We start from the raw sequence: 17,103 nt of genomic DNA, 5'->3' as shown, positions 1-17,103 counted from the left end.
ATCGTCGTTCCGTCGGCAGATCGTGCCGTCGCCCGGGTCGGTCGCGCCCGACTTGAATCGACGCCATGACAGCCGCAGCGCAGAGCCGTCGGATCCGCATCGGCATCGACACGGGCGGCACCTTCACCGACGTCGTCGCCCTCGACGAGGCCACCGGTGAGGTGGTGACGACGAAGACACCCTCGACCCCGACCAACCCGGCCGACGGCTTCATGGCCGGCATCGGCAAGGTGCTGGGCCTCCTCGGCCTCGACGACGCCGACGGGCGCGCGGCGATCAGCGCCGTCAGCCACGGCACGACGGTGGCGACGAACCAGCTGCTCGAGGGCAAGGTCGACACGCTCGGGTTCATCACGACCGAGGGGTACGACGCGATGCTCGAGATCGCGCGACAGTCGGTGCCGGACGGGTACGGCAACTCCTACTTCTGGGTCAAGCCCTCCCGCATCGTGCCGCGCGACCTCGTCAAGGCCGTCGGTGGTCGGCTCGACGTCGACGGCCTCGAGGTGCGGCCCTTCGACGAGGCCGGCGCCCGTGCCGTGGCGCGCTGGTTCCGCGACCAGGGCGTGATGACGCTCGGGGTCTGCTTCCTCCACTCCTACGCCAACCCGGAGCACGAGGAGCGCATGCGCCACGTGATCGCCGAGGAGCACCCCGACGCGGTGGTGTCGCTGAGCAGCGAGGTGCTGCGGGAGTACCGCGAGTACGAGCGGGCCATGACCACGCTCGTCGACGCCGCCGTGAAGCCCCGCCTGAGCCGGTACGTCTCGGACATCTCGACGCGGCTCACGGCGTACGCCGGGCGCGAGGTGCCGTTCTACGTGATGAAGTCCAACGGCGGCGTGCTGAGCGCGGCCGAGGTGGTCCACCAGCCGATCACGACGGTGCTGTCGGGCCCGGCCGCCGGCGCGCTCGGCGCCGGCCTCATCGCCCACGTCGCCGGCTTCGAGCGGGTGCTCACGAGCGACGGCGGCGGTACCTCGACCGACGTCGCGGTCGTGCTCGACGGCGAGCCCGCCCTCACCACCGAGGGCAGCGTGGGCGCGTTCCCCTCCAAGATCCCGATGATCGACGTCGTGACCGTGGGTGCGGGCGGCGGCTCCGTCGCCTGGCTCTCGCCCGAGGGCACGCTCAAGGTCGGCCCGCACTCCGCGGGCGCCGACCCCGGTCCGCTCTGCTACGGCCTCGGCGGCACCGACGTCACCATCACCGACGCGCACGTCGTGCTCGGCCGGATCCCGCCCCACCTGCTCGGCGGCGAGATCCCGCTCGACGTCGAGGCCGCGCGCGCCGGGGTCGAGAAGCTGGCCGCGACGTTGGGTCTCAGCCCGGAGGCGTGCGCCGCGGGCGTGCTCGAGATCTCGGCCTGGAACCAGGCGAACGCGCTGCGCGAGATCACCGTGAAGCGGGGCCTCGACGTCCGCGACTTCACCCTCACGACCTTCGGCGGCTCCGGCTCGCTCCTGCTCTGCCGGCTCGTCGACATCCTCGGGCTCGCGGCCGTGCTCGTGCCGCCGAACCCGGGCAACGTCTCCGCGTTCGGCCTGCTCACGGTCGACGTCAAGAACGACTACGTGCGCACCCACGTGCGGATGCACGACGTGCTCACCCCGGCCGAGGTCGCCGAGCTCGTCGACGCGCTCACCGCCCAGGCCGCCGAGGCGCTGCGGGGCGAGGGCTTCGCCGACACGGAGCACCGCTTCGCCCGCACGGCCGACGTCCGCTACTTCGGGCAGGCCTTCGAGGTGCGGGTGCCGCTGGGGGAGGGGCCGGTCGACCAGGCCGCGCTCGACGCCGTCGCCGACGCCTTCCACGCCGAGCACCGGGCCCTCTACGGCTACGACTTCGCCCACGACCCGACGCAGCAGGTCGAGTGGGTGAACCTCCGTGTCTCGGGCATCGGGCCCATCCAGCGCCCGGAGCTGCACCCGGAGCCGCTCGTGCCCGGGGCCGCCGCCCCGGCGGACCCGCCCCGCCGCCCCGTCTGCTTCGACGCGGGCGCCGGCTACGTCGACACCCCCGTCGTACGCCGCGAGGACCTGCCTCCGGGCGCCTCGTTCAGCGGCCCCGTCATCGTCGAGGAGTTCGGCTCCACCGTGCCGATCCACCCCGGCTTCGCGGTGCGCGTCGACGCCTACCGCAACCTGATCGTCACCCGCGAGACCTCCACCCGAGAGGACCAGGCATGAGCCGCCGAGCCCCCACCGAGTTCCCGTTCGGCCACCTCACCGACGACCACGGTGCCGGTGCCGACCCGGTGCTCACCGAGATCGTCCAGGGCAGCCTCGCCGCGGTCGAGCAGGAGGTCGAGACCGCCATCGGTCGCACCAGCCGCAGCCCGATGATCCGCGACGCCCACGACTTCCGCGCAGGCATCCACGACCGGCTGCTGCGCAAGCTCACCGGCCGGTCGTACTCCGCGCTCGTGCACCCCGTGGCCCGCGACTTCCCCCTCGACTCGATGCGCCCGGGCGACGTCTACTTCCACAACGACGTCTACCGCTCCGAGGGCGGCATCGGCCACCTGCCCGACCTCTGCGTCACGGTGCCCGTGTTCTCGACCGTCGACGGCGAGGAGAAGGTCGTCGCGTTCGTCCAGGCGTTCGGCCACCACGACGACATCGGCGGGGCCGTGCCCGGCTCGATGCCGAGCGGCGCGACGAGCGTCTTCTCCGAGGGCCTCATGGTGCCGCCGATCAAGCTGTGGGACGCCGGCGTGCCGAACCGCGCCGCGCTCGCGATCATGACGCGCAACTCCCGGATGCCCGAGAGCCTCGCCGCCGACCTCGACGCCGAGTGCTCCGCCTGCCTCATGGGCGCGCGCCGGCTCGGCGAGCTCTTCGACCGGTACGGCGTGAGCGCCGTCGAGGCCTGCTTCGACGCGATCATCGAGCGCACCACCACGACGTACCGCCGCGAGATCCTCGGCAAGATCCCCGTCGGCTCGTGGACGTGGGAGGACTACGCGGAGCACGACGGCGTCGACGAGCCGATGCTGCACGCGCAGCGCATCACCCTCACCCGCACGCCCGCCGACGACCCGGACGGCGAGCGCCTCGTGCTCGACTTCGACGGCACGTCGCCGCAGGCCAAGGGGCCGATCAACCACTGCGCCGACTACTCCGACGGCGTGTTCCTCGCCAAGTGGCTCGCGCCGATCCTGCGCAACCTCGCCGACACCCCGGAGCGCATGGCCGAGCTCGACGTCAACGAGGGCGTCGTCCCGCTGCTGGAGATGCGGTTCCCCGAGCCCGGCACGCTGCTCACGCCGATCTTCCCGGCCCCGACCAACGCCCGCACCTTCGTGATCCTGCGGCTGCTGGGCGTGCTCTCCGGCGTCGTCGCCAAGGCGGTGGACGGCAGGATGCCGGCCGACCAGGAGACGATCCGCTACACCGGCGTGTACGGCGACGACCTCCACGGCCGGCCCTACCTCATGCGCGAGGTGCTGGGCGGCGGGTCCGGCGGCCGCTACTACGCCGACGGGGAGGACACCATCCACGTGGTGCCCGACTCCCGCAACCTGCCGACGGAGTTCACCGAGGCGCGCTTCCCGTTCCGCGTCGAGTCGCTCGGGCTCGCCCGCGACTCCGGCGGGGCCGGCAAGTTCCGAGGCGGCCTGGGCTACGAGAAGCAGATCCGGATGCTCGCCGACGCCCACTTCATGTCCATCGCCGACCGCTCGATCCTCGCGTGCTGGGGCGTCGCGGGCGGCAAGGCGGGCTCGCCGTTCCAGGTCACGATCGACCCGGGTGGGCCGGCCGAGCGCGAGGTCGACGCCCTCGCCGACGCCGCGCCCGTGAAGGCGGGCGAGCTGATCCGCATCCGCACCACCGGCGGCGGTGGCTGGGGCGACCCGCTCGACCGCGACCCCGAGCTCGTCGTGCGCGACGTGCGGTGGCGCAAGGTGTCCGTGGAGGCCGCGCTGGCGTCGTACGGCGTCGTGCTCACCGGCGCGCTCAGCCCCGACGGCCTGAGCGACGACGTCGGGTACGACGCGGAGGCCACCACGGCCGAGCGTGCCCGCCGCACGCGCGACGACAGCCTGTTCTTCGACCGCGGCCCGGGCTACGCGACGCTCTCCGGCGGCGCCACGCACGCCGACGTCGACCGGCGGTGAGAGGGTCGGGGGCATGACCGACCGCGCTCCCGGCCGTCCCGCGCTCGCCGACGCCCTCGACCTCGCTCCGCATCCCGAGGGCGGCTGGTTCCGCCAGACGTGGGCGGCGCCTCGGACGGTGACGCTGCCCGACGGCCGGGTGCGCCCGACGGCGACGCTCATCTGGTTCCTGCTGCCGGCGGGGGAGTCCTCGGCGTGGCACCGGGTCGCCTCCGACGAGCTGTGGCTCGCCCACACCGGGGTCGTCGCGCTCGAGCTCGGTGGGAGCGGGCCGGAGCCGGTGGCGGGCCCGCCCGGGTCGTCGGTGCGGGTGGGCGTCGACGTGGCGGCCGACCAGGTCTCGCAGGCGCAGGTGCCGGCGGGGGTCTGGCAGCGGACCCTGCCGGGCGCCGCGGACGCCCTGGTCAGCTGCGTCGTCTCGCCCGGCTTCGACTTCGACGACTTCGAGCTGGCGCCTTCGCGCTCGACGTAGCCTCGACGGGGTGATCACTCCCGAGCTCGGCCACCGGTTCGCCGACGACCTGCCCGAGCTGGCCCTCGACTGGCAGGCCGCCGAGGCCCCGGAGCCGCGGCTGCTGGTGCTCAACGACGCCCTGGCCACGCGGCTGGGCCTCGACCCGGCCGCGCTGCGGACGCCGGAGGGTCTCCGGTTCCTCGTCGGCAACGACGTGCCCGCGGGGGCGACGCCGGTCGCGCAGGCCTACAGCGGCCACCAGTTCGGCGGCTACTCGCCGCGGCTCGGCGACGGGCGCGCGCTGCTGCTGGGTGACCTCACGGACACCGAGGGTCACCTCGTCGACCTGCACCTCAAGGGGTCGGGGCGCACGCCGTTCGCCCGCGGGGGCGACGGCCTCGCGGTGGTCGGGCCGATGCTGCGCGAGCACGTCGTCAGCGAGGCGATGCACGCGCTCGGCATCCCCACCACCCGGTCGCTGGCCGTGGTCGCGACCGGCGCGGTCGTGCAGCGCGAGACCCCGATGCCGGGCGCGCTGCTGGCCCGGGTGGCGAGCAGCCACCTGCGCGTCGGCAGCTTCCAGTACGTGCGGGCGACGGACGACCCCGACCTGCTGCGCCGCCTGGCCGACCACGCCATCGCCCGGCACCACCCCGACGCCGCCTCGGCCGAGCACCCCTACCGGGCGTTCTTCGAGGCGGTCGTGACGGCCCAGGCCCGCCTGGTCGCCCGGTGGATGCTCGTCGGGTTCGTGCACGGCGTCATGAACACCGACAACGTGACGATCTCGGGCGAGACGATCGACTACGGGCCGTGCGCCTTCCTCGACGTCTACGACCCGGCCACGGTGTTCAGCTCGATCGACCACCAGGGCCGCTACTCGTACGGCAACCAGCCGGGCATCGCGCAGTGGAACCTCGCGCGCCTCGCCGAGGCGCTGCTGCCGCTGCTCCACGACGACCAGGAGCAGGCGATCGCGATCGCGACGGCGGTGCTCGAGGGGTTCGCGACGACGTACGTCACCGCCTGGGCGGACGGCATGCGCGGCAAGCTCGGGCTGCCCGCCGGCCTCGAGGAGCGTGCGGTCGTCGCGCTCGCGGAGGACCTGCTCGGTCTGATGGCGGCGAACCACGTCGACTGGACGACCGCGTTCCGCGCGCTGGGGGCGGCGGCCCGGGGGGACGCCGAGCCGGTCCGCGGGCTGGTGCTCGACCTCGCCGGCATCGACGCCTGGCTCGAGCGCTGGCGGGCGCTGTCGCCCGACGGCGAGGCGATGGACCGGGTCAACCCGGTCTACGTGCCGCGCAACCACCTCGTCCAGGAGGCGCTCGACGCGGCCACCGACGGAGACCTGGAGCCGCTCCGGCAGCTGCTCGACGTGCTCGCGGCGCCGTACGACGAGCGGCCCGGCCTCGAGCGGTACGCCGCGCCGGCCCCCGAGGCGTTCGGCGCCTACACGACGTACTGCGGGACGTAGACGGCACCGACGACGCCCGCCGTTGGCACAACCTGCCAGCGGATCGGCGTCCCGTTGGCTCAGGTTGCCGTGTCGGGGCGGTGCGCGCGTCACTAGGTTCGACGCATGACCCGGGTCCTCGTCGCACTCGGCGGCAACGCGATGACCGGCGCCGACGGCAGTGCGGCCCCGGACGCGCAGATCGCCGCCGCCACCACCGCAGCCGGTGCGGTCGCGGCCCTCGTCGCCAGCGGCGAGGACGTCGTGGTCACCCACGGCAACGGGCCCCAGGTCGGCAACCTCCTCGTGAAGAACGAGCTCGCCGCCGCCGTCGTGCCCCCCGTGCCGCTCGACTGGTGCGGCGCCCAGACCCAGGCGACGCTCGGCTTCGTCCTCATGAACGCGCTCGAGGCGGCGTTCGCGACGGCGGGGGTACGGCGCCACGCCGCCACCGTCGTCACCCGCACGCTCGTCGCGTGGGACGACCCCGGCTTCACCACCCCCACCAAGCCCATTGGGCGCCACCTGCCCGAGGCCGAGGCCCGCCTGCTCGTCGAGCACGGCGAGACCTGGGAGGACCGCGGCGAGAAGGGCTGGCGCCGCGTCGTCGCCTCGCCGGAGCCGCTGCAGGTGCTCGACGCCGCGGCCATCGCGACGCTCGTCGCGGCCGGGTTCGTCGTCGTGGCGGGCGGCGGCGGGGGAGTGCCGGTCGTCGTGGACGCCGACGGCGCCCTGCACGGGGTGGAGGCCGTCATCGACAAGGACCTCGGCGCCGCGCTGCTCGGCCAGGCCGTCGCCGCCGACGTGCTCGTCATCGGCACCGACGTGCCGGCCGCGGTGCTGCGCTTCGGCACGCCGGAGGCCGAGCCGCTCGGGCGCATCGCCGTCGGCCGGCTCCGTGCGCTCGCCGCCGAGGGCCACTTCGCCAGCGGCTCGATGGGCCCCAAGGTCGAGGCGGCCTGCCGCTTCGTCGAGGCCGGGGGCGCCCACGCCGCGATCACCGACCTCGACCACCTCGTGCCCGCCGCCGCCGGCGAGGCCGGCACCGTCGTGGTGCCCGACCCGACCTAGACCGTCACCACCAGCCTCACCCGCAGCACCCGCCAGTCCGTCCACCGAGAGGAACGTCCCGTGCCCGACGCCATCGAAGTCCGCAAGGTCCCCATCCACTCCGTCGCCGACGCCTCCGAGCTGGCGAAGCTCATCGACGAGGGCGTGATGGCCGCCGACCGCGTGGTCGCGATCATCGGCAAGACCGAGGGCAACGGCGGGGTCAACGACTACACGCGGATCATCGCGGACCGTGCCTTCCGCGAGGTCCTCGTGGAGAAGGGCGCCGACCCGGCCAAGGTCAAGGAGATCCCGATCGTGTGGTCGGGCGGCACCGACGGTGTCATCAGCCCCCACGCCACGATCTTCGCCACGACGGACGCGCCGGACGACGCCACGAAGGACGAGCAGCGCCTCACGGTGGGCTTCGCGATGAGCGAGGTGCTCCTGCCGGAGGAGATCGGCCGGTCGGGGATGGTCAGCAAGGTCGCGGACGCCGTGAAGGTCGCGATGGAGCGCGCCGGCATCACCGACGTCGCGGACGTCCACTACGTGCAGACGAAGACGCCCCTGCTGACGCTGAGCACCATCGAGGACGCCAAGTCGCGCGGCAAGGACGTCTTCACCGAGGACACCCTCTACTCCATGGACGTCTCCAACGGCGGCACCGCGCTCGGCATCGCCGTCGCGCTCGGCGAGATCGAGATGCCGACCGACGACCAGGTCCTCAAGGACCGCACGCTCTTCTCGTCGGTGGCCTCCTGCTCGTCCGGCGTCGAGCTGGACCGCGCGCAGGTCGTCGTGGTCGGCAACGCGACGGGCGTGGGCGGCCGCTACCGCATCGGCCACTCCGTCATGACCGACGCGCTCGACCAGGACGGGCTGTGGGAGTCGATCCGCGTCGCCGGCCTCGACCTGCCCGAGCGCCCGCGCACGTCGGACCTCGACGGTCGCGTCGTCAACCTGTTCCTCAAGTGCGAGGCGTCGCAGGACGGCAAGGTCCGCGGCCGCCGCAACGCGATGCTCGACGACTCCGACGTGCACTGGCACCGCCAGATCAAGGCGGCCGTGGGCGGCGTGGCGGCGGCCGTCACGGGCGACCCGGCGATCTTCGTGTCGGTCTCCGCGGCGCACCAGGGCCCCGAGGGTGGCGGCCCGGTCGCCGCGATCGTCGACCTCGGCTGACCTGCTGGTGCGGGCGGGCCTGTGGAGGAGCGCCCGCACCCGGCCCCCGGCGTGCTCGACCCCGACGAACCGGAGTCGGCCGCCTGACTGTCGGCGGCCCGTGCTGGGATGGCTCCCATGGCTGATCGACGGGGCGGTGCGGGCGGAGCACGCGGGGGTACGACGCGCCGCCCCGCACGCACCCGCGAGGCCGCGGGTCCGACGTACCGGCTCGTGCCCGCCAGCGCCGAGCCCGTCGCCCCGCCGACGCTCGACCCCCACCAGCAGCGCGTCGTCGACCACCGGGGAGGCCCGCTGCTCGTGCTGGCCGGTCCGGGCACGGGCAAGACCACGACGCTCGTCGAGGCCATCGTCGACCGGGTGGAGAACCGCGGCGCCGACCCGTCCTCGGTGCTCGCGCTCACCTTCTCCCGCAAGGCCGCCGAGCAGCTGCGCGACCGCGTCACCGCCCGCCTCGGCCGCACCACCGGGGCCGCGATCTGCTCCACCTTCCACTCCTTCGCCTACCAGCTGATCCGGCGCTACTCGCCGCCCGAGCTCTACACGGCGCCCCTGCGCCTGCTGTCCGCCCCGGAGCAGGACGTCGTGCTGGCCGAGCTGCTCACCGACGCCCCCGAGTCCGTGCAGTGGCCGGAGTCGCTGCGTCGCGCCGTGGGCACCCGCGGGTTCGCCCGCGAGGTCCACGGGGTGCTCGCCCGGGCGCGCGAGAAGGGGCTCTCCGCCGAGGAGCTGACCGAGCTCGGCCGCACCGAGGGCATCGCCGAGTTCGCCGCCGCCGGCCTGTTCCTCGACCAGTACCTCGACGTGCTCGACCTCGCCGGCGCCATCGACTACGCCGACCTGATCCGTCGGGCCGTCCTGGAGGCCGAGGAGCACCGCACCGAGCTGCGCGAGCGTCACCGCCACGTCTTCGTCGACGAGTACCAGGACACCGACCCCGGCCAGGTCCGGCTGCTGCGCGCCATCGCCGGCGACGGCCGCGACCTCGTCGTCGTGGGCGACCCCCACCAGTCCATCTACGGGTTCCGCGGCGCGGACGTGCGCGGCATCCTCGACTTCCCGCGGTCGTTCCCGCGCACCGACGGCGCACCGGCCGACGTCGTCGTGCTCGCGACCACCCGCCGCTTCGGCCCACGCATCCTGCGCGTCGCCGGCAACGTCGCCTCGCGGCTCAGCCTCACCGGCAGCATCAGCCCCGAGGCGCGCGAGGTGTTCCAGCACCCGCAGCCGGCCGCCCGCACCACCCGCGACCACGTCGAGGTGCTGACCTTCGACACGGAGCGGGCCGAGGCCGAGCACCTCGCCGACCTCCTCCGCCGGGCCCACCTGGAGGACGGGGTCGCCTGGGGCGACATGGCGGTCCTCGCCCGCTCCGGTCGCTCCACCCTGCCCGCGATGCGCCGCGCCCTCGGGGCGGCCGGCGTCCCCGTCGAGGTGGCGGCCGACGAGCTGCCGCTCGTGCGGGAGCCCGCGGCCGCCCCGCTGCTCGACGCCCTGCGCGCCGTCGTCCACCGCGACGTCGACGACCCCGACGCGCCGGGGTACGTCGGCCCCGACCAGGTCCACGCCCTGCTGACCTCGCCGCTGGCGAGCCTCGACGCCACCGAGGTCCGGGCGCTCGCCCGGCACGTGCGGGCGGTCGAGAAGGAGCGGGCAACGGCCGAGGAGCGCCCGCCCCGGTCGTCGCCGGAGCTGCTGCGCGAGGCCGTCCTGGAACCCGGCCTCCTCACCGACGTCGAGGTCGCGGGCGCCGCCAAGGCCGCCGTCTTCGGTGACCTGCTCCGTGCCGCGCGCCTCCGCATGGACGACGGCGGTACCGCGGAGGAGGTCCTGTGGGACCTCTGGTCCGGCACGTCGTGGCCGGCCCGGCTCCGCGCCTCGACGGCCCACGGCGGCCCCGGTGGCCGTCGCGCCCACCGCGACCTGGACGCGATCGTCGCCCTCTTCGAGGCGGCCGCCAAGACCGAGGAGCAGCGCGGTCACACGAGCGTGGCCACCTTCCTCGCCACCCTCTCGGCCCAGGAGATCCCCGGCGACACCCTGGCCGACCGCGGCATCCGGGGCGACGCGGTCCGCCTGCTCACGGCCCACCGCTCCAAGGGTCTCGAGTGGCCCCTCGTCGTCGTGGCCCACGTCCAGGAGGAGGGCTGGCCCGACCTGCGCCGCCGCGCCACCCTGCTGCAGCCCGACCGCATCGGCCCGCGCGAGGTCGGCCTCGTGCCCCCGCCGGGCGTCCGGGAGGCGCTCATGGAGGAGCGCCGCCTCTTCTACGTCGCCTGCACCCGCGCCCGCGACCGCCTGGTCGTCACGGCCGTGCGCTCCCCGGAGGACGACGGCGAGCAGCCCTCGCGCTTCCTCGCCGAGCTCGGCGCGCCCGCCCAGCACCGTCAGGGCCGCCCGCGCCGCCCGCTCTCGATGGCCGGCATGGTCGCCCACCTGCGCCGTACGGTCGCCGACCCCGCGCAGCCCGACGACCTCCGCGGTGCGGCCGCCCGCCGGCTGGCCCGGCTCGCTGCCGTCACCGACGCGGCCGGGCGCCCGGTGGTCCCCGCCGCCGACCCCGGTTCCTGGTGGGGCACGCGCGGCCTCAGCGTGGCCGACGCGCCCGTCCGCCCGGTCGACGCGCCGCTCACGATCTCGGCCAGCACCCTGACCTCCGTGCTGACCTGCCCGATGCGCTGGTTCCTGGAGCGGGAGGCCGGGGGCAGCTCGGTGAGCACCGCGTCGCAGGGCTTCGGCCTCGTGCTGCACGCCCTCGCCGAGCGGGTCGCGAAGCACGAGCTGCCGGGCGATCCGGCAAGGGTCGACGAGCTGATGGCGTACGTCGACGAGGTCTGGCCCCAGATCCCCTTCCGCACGCCGTGGTCGAGCGCCCGGGAGCGGGCGGAGGCCCACGCCGCGCTGCTCCGGTTCCTGCGCTGGCACACGCGCGCCGACGCCCGCGCGGTCGTCGGCGTCGAGCAGCGCCTGCGCGCCGAGGTGACCCTCGACGACGGCGAGCGGGTCGTGCTGAACGGCTTCGCCGACCGGCTCGAGGTCGACGACCAGCACCGGGTCGTCGTGGTCGACCTCAAGACCGGCAAGTACCCGCCCACGGGCGCCGAGGTCGACCAGCACCCCCAGCTCGGCCTCTACCAGCTGGCCGTCGACCACGGCGCGGCCGACCACCTGGTGCCGCCCGAGCACCGCCCGGCGCGCTCCGGCGGCGCCGAGCTCGTGCAGCTGCGCAAGGAGGCCCGGGGCGTGGTGAAGGTGCAGCTGCAGGGCCCCCAGGAGCCCGACGCCGACGGCCGGCTGCTCGTGCAGACCCAGCTCGCGGAGGCCGTCGCGGTGATCCGCTGCGAGGAGTTCTCCGCCCGCGTGGGCAAGCACTGCGACGACTGCGCGTTCGTGCCCGTCTGCCCGGCCAAGGGCGCCGGGACGGTGCTGTCGTGAGCGCCGCCGAGCCGCAGGGGCCGGAGCGGGAGCCGCTCGTGCTCGACGACCCGGTCGCGCTCCAGCACGTGATGAAGGCCGCCTACCCGGTCAGCGACGAGCAGTGGGAGGCCGTCAGCGCGCCGCTGAGCCCGGCGGTCGTCATCGCCGGCGCCGGCTCCGGCAAGACCACGCTCATGGCGGCGCGGGTCGTCTACCTCGTGGCGACCGGTCAGGTGCGACCCGAGCAGATCCTCGGCCTCACCTTCACCACGAAGGCGGCCCGCGAGCTCTCGACCCGGGTCCGGGAGGCCCTCAGGGTCGCCGGCCTCGGTCCGGTGGCCGGGCCGGCCGACGACGAGGCCGGCGAGGTGCTCGAGCCGACCGTGGCCACCTACAACGCCTACGCCGCCTCGCTCCTGACCGAGCACGGCCTGCGCATCGGCCACGAGCCCGACACCCGGGTGATGGCCGACGCCTCCCGCTACCAGCTCGCCGCCCGGGCCGTCGCCCGCCACCACCGTCCGGTCCAGCTGCTCAGCGACCACCCGGCCACCGTGGTCGGGTACATCCTGGCGCTCGAGGGCGCCCTCAGCGAGCACCTGGTCTCGATCGACGACCTCCGGGCGTTCCAGGAGCGGGAGCTGCCCCGCTTCCTCGCCTCCCTCGAGACGTCCCGGGCGCGCGCCGACCTGGAGAAGGTGGTCAACACGATCGGTCGCCGCGACGAGCTGCTCGACCTCGTCGTCGCCTACCGCCGGCTCAAGTCCGACCTCGGCCTCATGGACTTCTCCGACCAGATCGCCCTCGCCGCCCGCCTCGCCGACGAGTACGACGACGTGGGCCGCGCCGAGCGCGACAAGCACGCCGTGGTGCTGCTCGACGAGTACCAGGACACCTCGGTGGCGCAGGCCCTGCTGCTGCGCAAGCTCTTCTCCGGGCCCGACCCGGCCACCGGCCGCGGCCACGCCGTGACGGCCGTCGGCGACCCCAACCAGGCCATCTACGGCTGGCGGGGTGCGTCGGTCTCCAACATCCTCGGGTTCGGCCGTGACTTCCCCCGAGCCGACGGGTCGCCCGACGTCCCCACCCACACGCTCACGGTGAACCGGCGCTCCGACCGCGTCATCCTCGAGGCCGCCAACCGGCTCGCCGCGCCCCTCTACGCGGCGTACGCCGGCGTGCAGCCGCTCCGGGCGCCGGCGGGTGCCGGACCGGGTCGCGTCCGGGTGGCCGTGCACGACACGTACGACGACGAGCGCGCCTGGCTCGCCGACCAGGTGCTCGCGGCACACGCCGACGGCACGGAGTGGCGCGAGATCGGGGTGCTGACCCGGGAGAACAAGCACGCCGCCGACGTGTTCGACGCCCTCACCTCGCGCGAGGTGCCGGTGGAGATCGTCGGTCTCTCGGGCCTGCTGCGGCTGCCCGAGGTCGCGGAGGTCGTCGCGACCCTCACCCTGCTCCACGACCTCACGGCCAACGCCTCCGCGCTCACGCTGCTCACCGGTCCGCGGTGGGCGCTGGGCCCGCGCGACCTGGCGATCCTCGGCCGACGGGCCCGCGACCTGGCGGCCACCGGACCGGGCGGCGACCTCGAGCGGACGGTCGAGGAGGCCCTCGCGGTCGCCGTCGAGGGCGCCGACCCGACGGAGATCTCGTCGCTGTGCGACGCGCTCGACGACCCGGGGGAGCAGCGGGACTACCCCTACTCCGCCGTGGCCCGCACCCGGATCGGTCTCCTCGCCTCCGAGCTGCGCCACCTCCGCGGCCACGCGGGCGAGCCGCTGCTCGACCTGGTGCGGCGCATCGTCGACGTCTGCGGCATCGACGTCGAGCTCGCCAGCTCGGTGAGCCCGGCGGCCGCGGCCCGGCGCGACAACCTCGACCTCTTCGTGCGGGCGGTGGCCGACTTCCAGGCGGTCGACGGTGACGTCAGCCTGGGTGCCCTCCTCGCCTACCTGACGGCCGAGGACGAGATGGGCACCGGCCTCGACGTCGCGACGCCGACCGAGGCCGACTCGGTCAAGCTGCTGACGGTCCACCGGGCGAAGGGCCTCGAGTGGGACGTCGTCTTCTGCGTGGGCGTGTGCGAGGAGAAGTTCCCGACGAAGCAGACGCGCACCCAGTGGGTGACCGGGCCCGCCGTGCTGCCCTCCGCGTTGCGCGGCGACGCCCAGGACGTGCCGCAGCTGCGCGGCTACGAGAAGGCCGACATCGACGAGCTGCGCGCCACGGCGAAGGTGCACGAGGCGACGGAGGAGCTCCGGCTCGGCTACGTGGCCTTCACCCGGGCGCGCCACGAGCTGGTGGCGTCGGCGTACGTCTGGAACGAGTCCCGGGCCACGCCGGTCGGCCCCTCGCCCTACCTGGTGACCCTCGCGGAGACGGTCCGCGACGCGGGCGGCGAGCCCGAGCGCTGGGTGGAGAAGCCGGAGAAGGGCACCCCCAACCCGCTGCAGGCGGGCCGTGCGCCCGAGCCGTGGCCGGTGACCACGCGCACCGCCGAGGCCGAGCGTCGCATCGCCGCGGCGGCCCTGGTCCGGGCGGAGCAGCGGCGCCTGGCGGCGGGGGAGGCGGACGAGTCCGACGACGCCGACCTCGACATCGTCGGCATCGCCGAGGTGGCGGAGTGGGACGAGGAGATCGAGCGGCTGCTGACGGAGGTACGGCGGGACCGGGCCACCGAGGTCGCCGTACCGCTGCCGACCAGCCTCTCCGCGACGACCCTGGCGCGCCTGCGCGACGACCCGGACGCCGTGGCGCGCGACCTGGCCCGCCCGATGCCGCGGCCGCCGTCGTCGGCGGCCCGCTTCGGCACCCGGTTCCACGCCTGGGTCGAGGCCCGCTTCGGCCAGCAGGACCTCTTCGACCCCGACGAGCTGCCCGGCCGCGGCGACCTCGGCATCGACGGCGCCGACGACCTCGCGGAGGTGGTGGCGGCCTTCGAGGCCGGGCCGTTCGCCGACCGGGTGCCGGTGGCCGTCGAGACGCCGTTCGCCCTCGTCGTCGCGGGCCAGGTGGTGCGGGGTCGCATCGACGCGGTGTACGCCGAGCCGGCCCGCCCCGACGACCCGGACGCCCCGGCGTTCCTGGTCGTCGACTGGAAGACCGGCCGGGCCGAGAACGCCGACCCCCTCCAGCTCGCGCTCTACCGCCAGGCCTGGGCCGACCTGCGGGGGCTTCCGGTCGAACGGGTGCGCGCGGCGTTCTTCCACGTCCGCTCGGGGCGGCTCGTCGTGCCCGACGACCTGCCCGACCGCGACGGCATCGCCGCCCTGCTGGTCGACGCGACGGCGGCCGACTGAAGCAGGCCGCGCAGACGCGGAGCCTCAGTCGACGGCGAGCAGTGCGTCGAGCCCGATCCCGACCATGGCCGCGAACGACTCCTGCCGCTCGAGCGCGGTGGTCTCGGCGCCGGTGAGCAGGTGGTCGGAGACGGTGCAGACGGCGAGCGCCCGCCGCCCGAACCGGGCGGCGAGCGTGTAGAGCGCGCTCGTCTCCATCTCGACGGCGAGGGCGCCGTGCTCCGCCAGCCGCGTGCCCAGCTCGGGCCGCGTCGGGTAGAAGGAGTCGCTCGAGAAGACGGTGCCGACGAGCGCCGTGGCGCCGGCGAGGTGCGACGGGGCGGCGTCGACGGCGGCGCGCAGCAGGTCGAAGTCGGCGGCCGGCGCGAAGTCGAGGCCCTCGAACGTCAGCCGGTTGAGCGCGCTGTCGGTGTGGGTGGCTGACGCCAGCACGACGTCGCGCAGCCCGAGCCGGTCGCTGATCGCTCCGCAGGAGCCGACCCGCACGATCGCGCGCACGTCGTACGACGTGAAGAGCTCGTGGACGTAGATCGACATCGAGGGCGCACCCATGCCGGAGCCCTGCACCGAGACGGGACGCCCGTCGACGGTGCCGGTGTAGCCGAGCATGCCGCGCACCTCGGAGTAGCAGACCGCGTCGTCGAGGAACGTCTCGGCGATCCAGCGGGCGCGCAGGGGGTCGCCCGGCATGAGGACGAGGGGCGCGACCGCGCCAGGACCGGCGGCGATGTGGGTGCTCACGCCGCCGATCCTGGCACGCGGTGGTCCGCCCGGGGCGGTCGCGGGTCAGCCCGCGTTGCCGGTGATCTCGTTCGGCACCTCGGGCAGCGCGTGGCTCGCGGTGACGGCCGACGACGCCAGGTCGACGACGTGCACCTCGCTGGTGGCGGGCTCGGTCACGTAGGCGGTGCCGTCCTGCACGAACAGCGCGGGGCGCGGCTCCTGCCAGACCTCCGACTCCTCCCACGGCGCCACGACGGGGACCGACGACGTGAGCTCGCCGGTGGCGGGGTCGATCACGTGCAGGTTGCCGTCGGTGCCGAGCACCAGGGCCTCGCCGGCCGGGCCGCGGCCCAGCGAGCGGAAGGTGTAGCTGGCCGGCAGGTCGACGAGGCGCAGGGTGGCGGTCTCGGTGTCGACGAGGCTGACGCGGGTCGGGCGCTCGAGCTCGGCGTCGGGGTCGGACTTGTAGTCGCCGAGCACGACGGGGGAGACGGGGGAGCCGGCCTGGTTGCCGATGCGCCCGTACGCGTCGGGGCTCGCCACCTTCGTGATCGTGCGGCCGTCGACGACGAGCACCCCGTCCTCGCAGCCGACGACGATCGTCTCGGCGGCGAAGGTCTCGCCGTGCACACCGGGGCACTCCCCGCTCGCGGCCAGCTCCGTGCCCGACGCGGTGACGAGCCGGACGCCCGAGCGGCTCTCGGAGTCGCCGACGGTCTGGAGCAGGTTGCCGTCCGGCAGGTGCACGGCGACCCCGTGGTGCGGCGCGTCCGACGTGAACGACTCCGTGGCGGGGGCGCCCTCGGCGAGGTCGGCCGACCGGAACGACGTGATGTCGCCGGTGCCGTCGTCGAAGAGCGTCGTGATGCCGTCGTGCACGACGACGTGGCCGGGCTCCTCGGCGTCGAAGGAGACGTCGGTGAGGCGGGGGTCGGTGGTCCAGGAGTGGCCGTGGTCGCCGTGCGCCTCGGTCCAGCTGCCGAGGTCGAGGGCGGTGAAGCCGCCCGCGGCGCTGACGAAGACGTGGCGGTCGTCGCCGGCCGGGTTGACGCGGAGGAAGCCGTCGAGCGCCTCGTCGGCGAGCACCTCGCCGGAGTCGGCGTCGAGCACCAGCACGCCGCCGTCGTAGGTGACGGCGAGGCGGGGCTCGGGACCGGCGGCCTCGACGACGTCGGAGGCAGGAGCGGCGGAGGTGGTCTCCGGGGTGTCGCCGGAGTCGCTCCGGTCGGCGGTGTCGGTGCCACAGGCGGCGACGGCGCCGAGCGCGAGCACGCTCAGGACGGCGGTGGGGAGGGGACGGCGCAGGGGGGATGTCGATGTGAACACGAGAACCATTCTCATCGGACGGAAGGGTCGCCTGTCAACCCGGAGGACGCGGTGTCGGCCCCCGGGT

General features: G+C 74.7%; 10 protein-coding genes. 8 read left to right on the top strand and 2 right to left on the bottom strand.

Annotated elements, in window-relative coordinates; genetic code table 11:
• The first annotated feature begins 65 nt into the window (after positions 1-65).
• From K329_RS0103495 to K329_RS0103460, 8 genes are all read left to right on the top strand, one after another.
• A complete protein-coding gene (locus K329_RS0103495) occupies positions 66-2,189 on the top strand; it encodes a hydantoinase/oxoprolinase family protein (protein WP_028471971.1) in 2,124 nt (707 codons plus the stop codon).
• A complete protein-coding gene (locus K329_RS0103490; protein ID WP_028471970.1) occupies positions 2,186-4,120 on the top strand; it encodes a hydantoinase B/oxoprolinase family protein in 1,935 nt (644 codons plus the stop codon). Before K329_RS0103495 ends, K329_RS0103490 begins: the two co-directional genes overlap by 4 nt.
• 13 nt (positions 4,121-4,133) lie before the next feature.
• On the top strand, positions 4,134-4,592 hold the full coding sequence (locus tag K329_RS0103485; protein WP_028471969.1) for a cupin domain-containing protein: 459 nt from the start codon (positions 4,134-4,136) through the stop codon (positions 4,590-4,592).
• 10 nt (positions 4,593-4,602) lie between these two features.
• Complete coding sequence (locus K329_RS0103480; RefSeq protein ID WP_028471968.1) at positions 4,603-6,051, top strand: protein adenylyltransferase SelO; 1,449 nt, start codon at positions 4,603-4,605, stop codon at positions 6,049-6,051.
• 105 nt (positions 6,052-6,156) lie between these two features.
• Positions 6,157-7,101 (top strand): carbamate kinase, encoded by a 945-nt coding sequence (locus tag K329_RS0103475; RefSeq protein ID WP_028471967.1) that lies wholly within the window; start codon positions 6,157-6,159, stop codon positions 7,099-7,101.
• 60 nt (positions 7,102-7,161) lie between these two features.
• Positions 7,162-8,265 carry a barbiturase gene (gene bar, locus K329_RS0103470; protein ID WP_028471966.1) on the top strand — a complete coding sequence of 368 codons (1,104 nt, stop codon included), beginning with the start codon at positions 7,162-7,164 and terminating at the stop codon, positions 8,263-8,265.
• A gap of 117 nt (positions 8,266-8,382) precedes the next feature.
• Positions 8,383-11,700 (top strand): ATP-dependent helicase, encoded by a 3,318-nt coding sequence (locus K329_RS0103465; RefSeq protein WP_084540952.1) that lies wholly within the window; start codon positions 8,383-8,385, stop codon positions 11,698-11,700.
• A 71-nt stretch (positions 11,701-11,771) separates the two neighbouring features.
• On the top strand, positions 11,772-14,987 hold the full coding sequence (locus K329_RS0103460; RefSeq protein WP_052336474.1) for an ATP-dependent helicase: 3,216 nt from the start codon (positions 11,772-11,774) through the stop codon (positions 14,985-14,987).
• 24 nt (positions 14,988-15,011) lie between these two features.
• Here K329_RS0103460 and deoD read toward each other — a convergent pair whose 3' ends face one another.
• Positions 15,012-15,728: a purine-nucleoside phosphorylase gene (deoD, locus tag K329_RS0103455; RefSeq protein WP_028471963.1), complete on the bottom strand. Its 717-nt coding sequence runs from the start codon at positions 15,726-15,728 to the stop codon at positions 15,012-15,014.
• Between the two features lie 45 nt (positions 15,729-15,773).
• Positions 15,774-17,036 carry a zinc metallochaperone AztD gene (gene aztD / locus K329_RS0103450; protein WP_211225719.1) on the bottom strand — a complete coding sequence of 421 codons (1,263 nt, stop codon included), beginning with the start codon at positions 17,034-17,036 and terminating at the stop codon, positions 15,774-15,776.
• Positions 17,037-17,103: the final 67 nt, after the last annotated feature.

It is taken from the genome of Nocardioides alkalitolerans DSM 16699 (assembly GCF_000426525.1).
In the GTDB taxonomy this organism is placed as follows: Bacteria; Actinomycetota; Actinomycetes; order Propionibacteriales; family Nocardioidaceae; genus Nocardioides; species Nocardioides alkalitolerans.
Note: the sequence above shows the minus strand (reverse complement) of the source record. Positions and strands in the feature narration are given on the sequence as shown.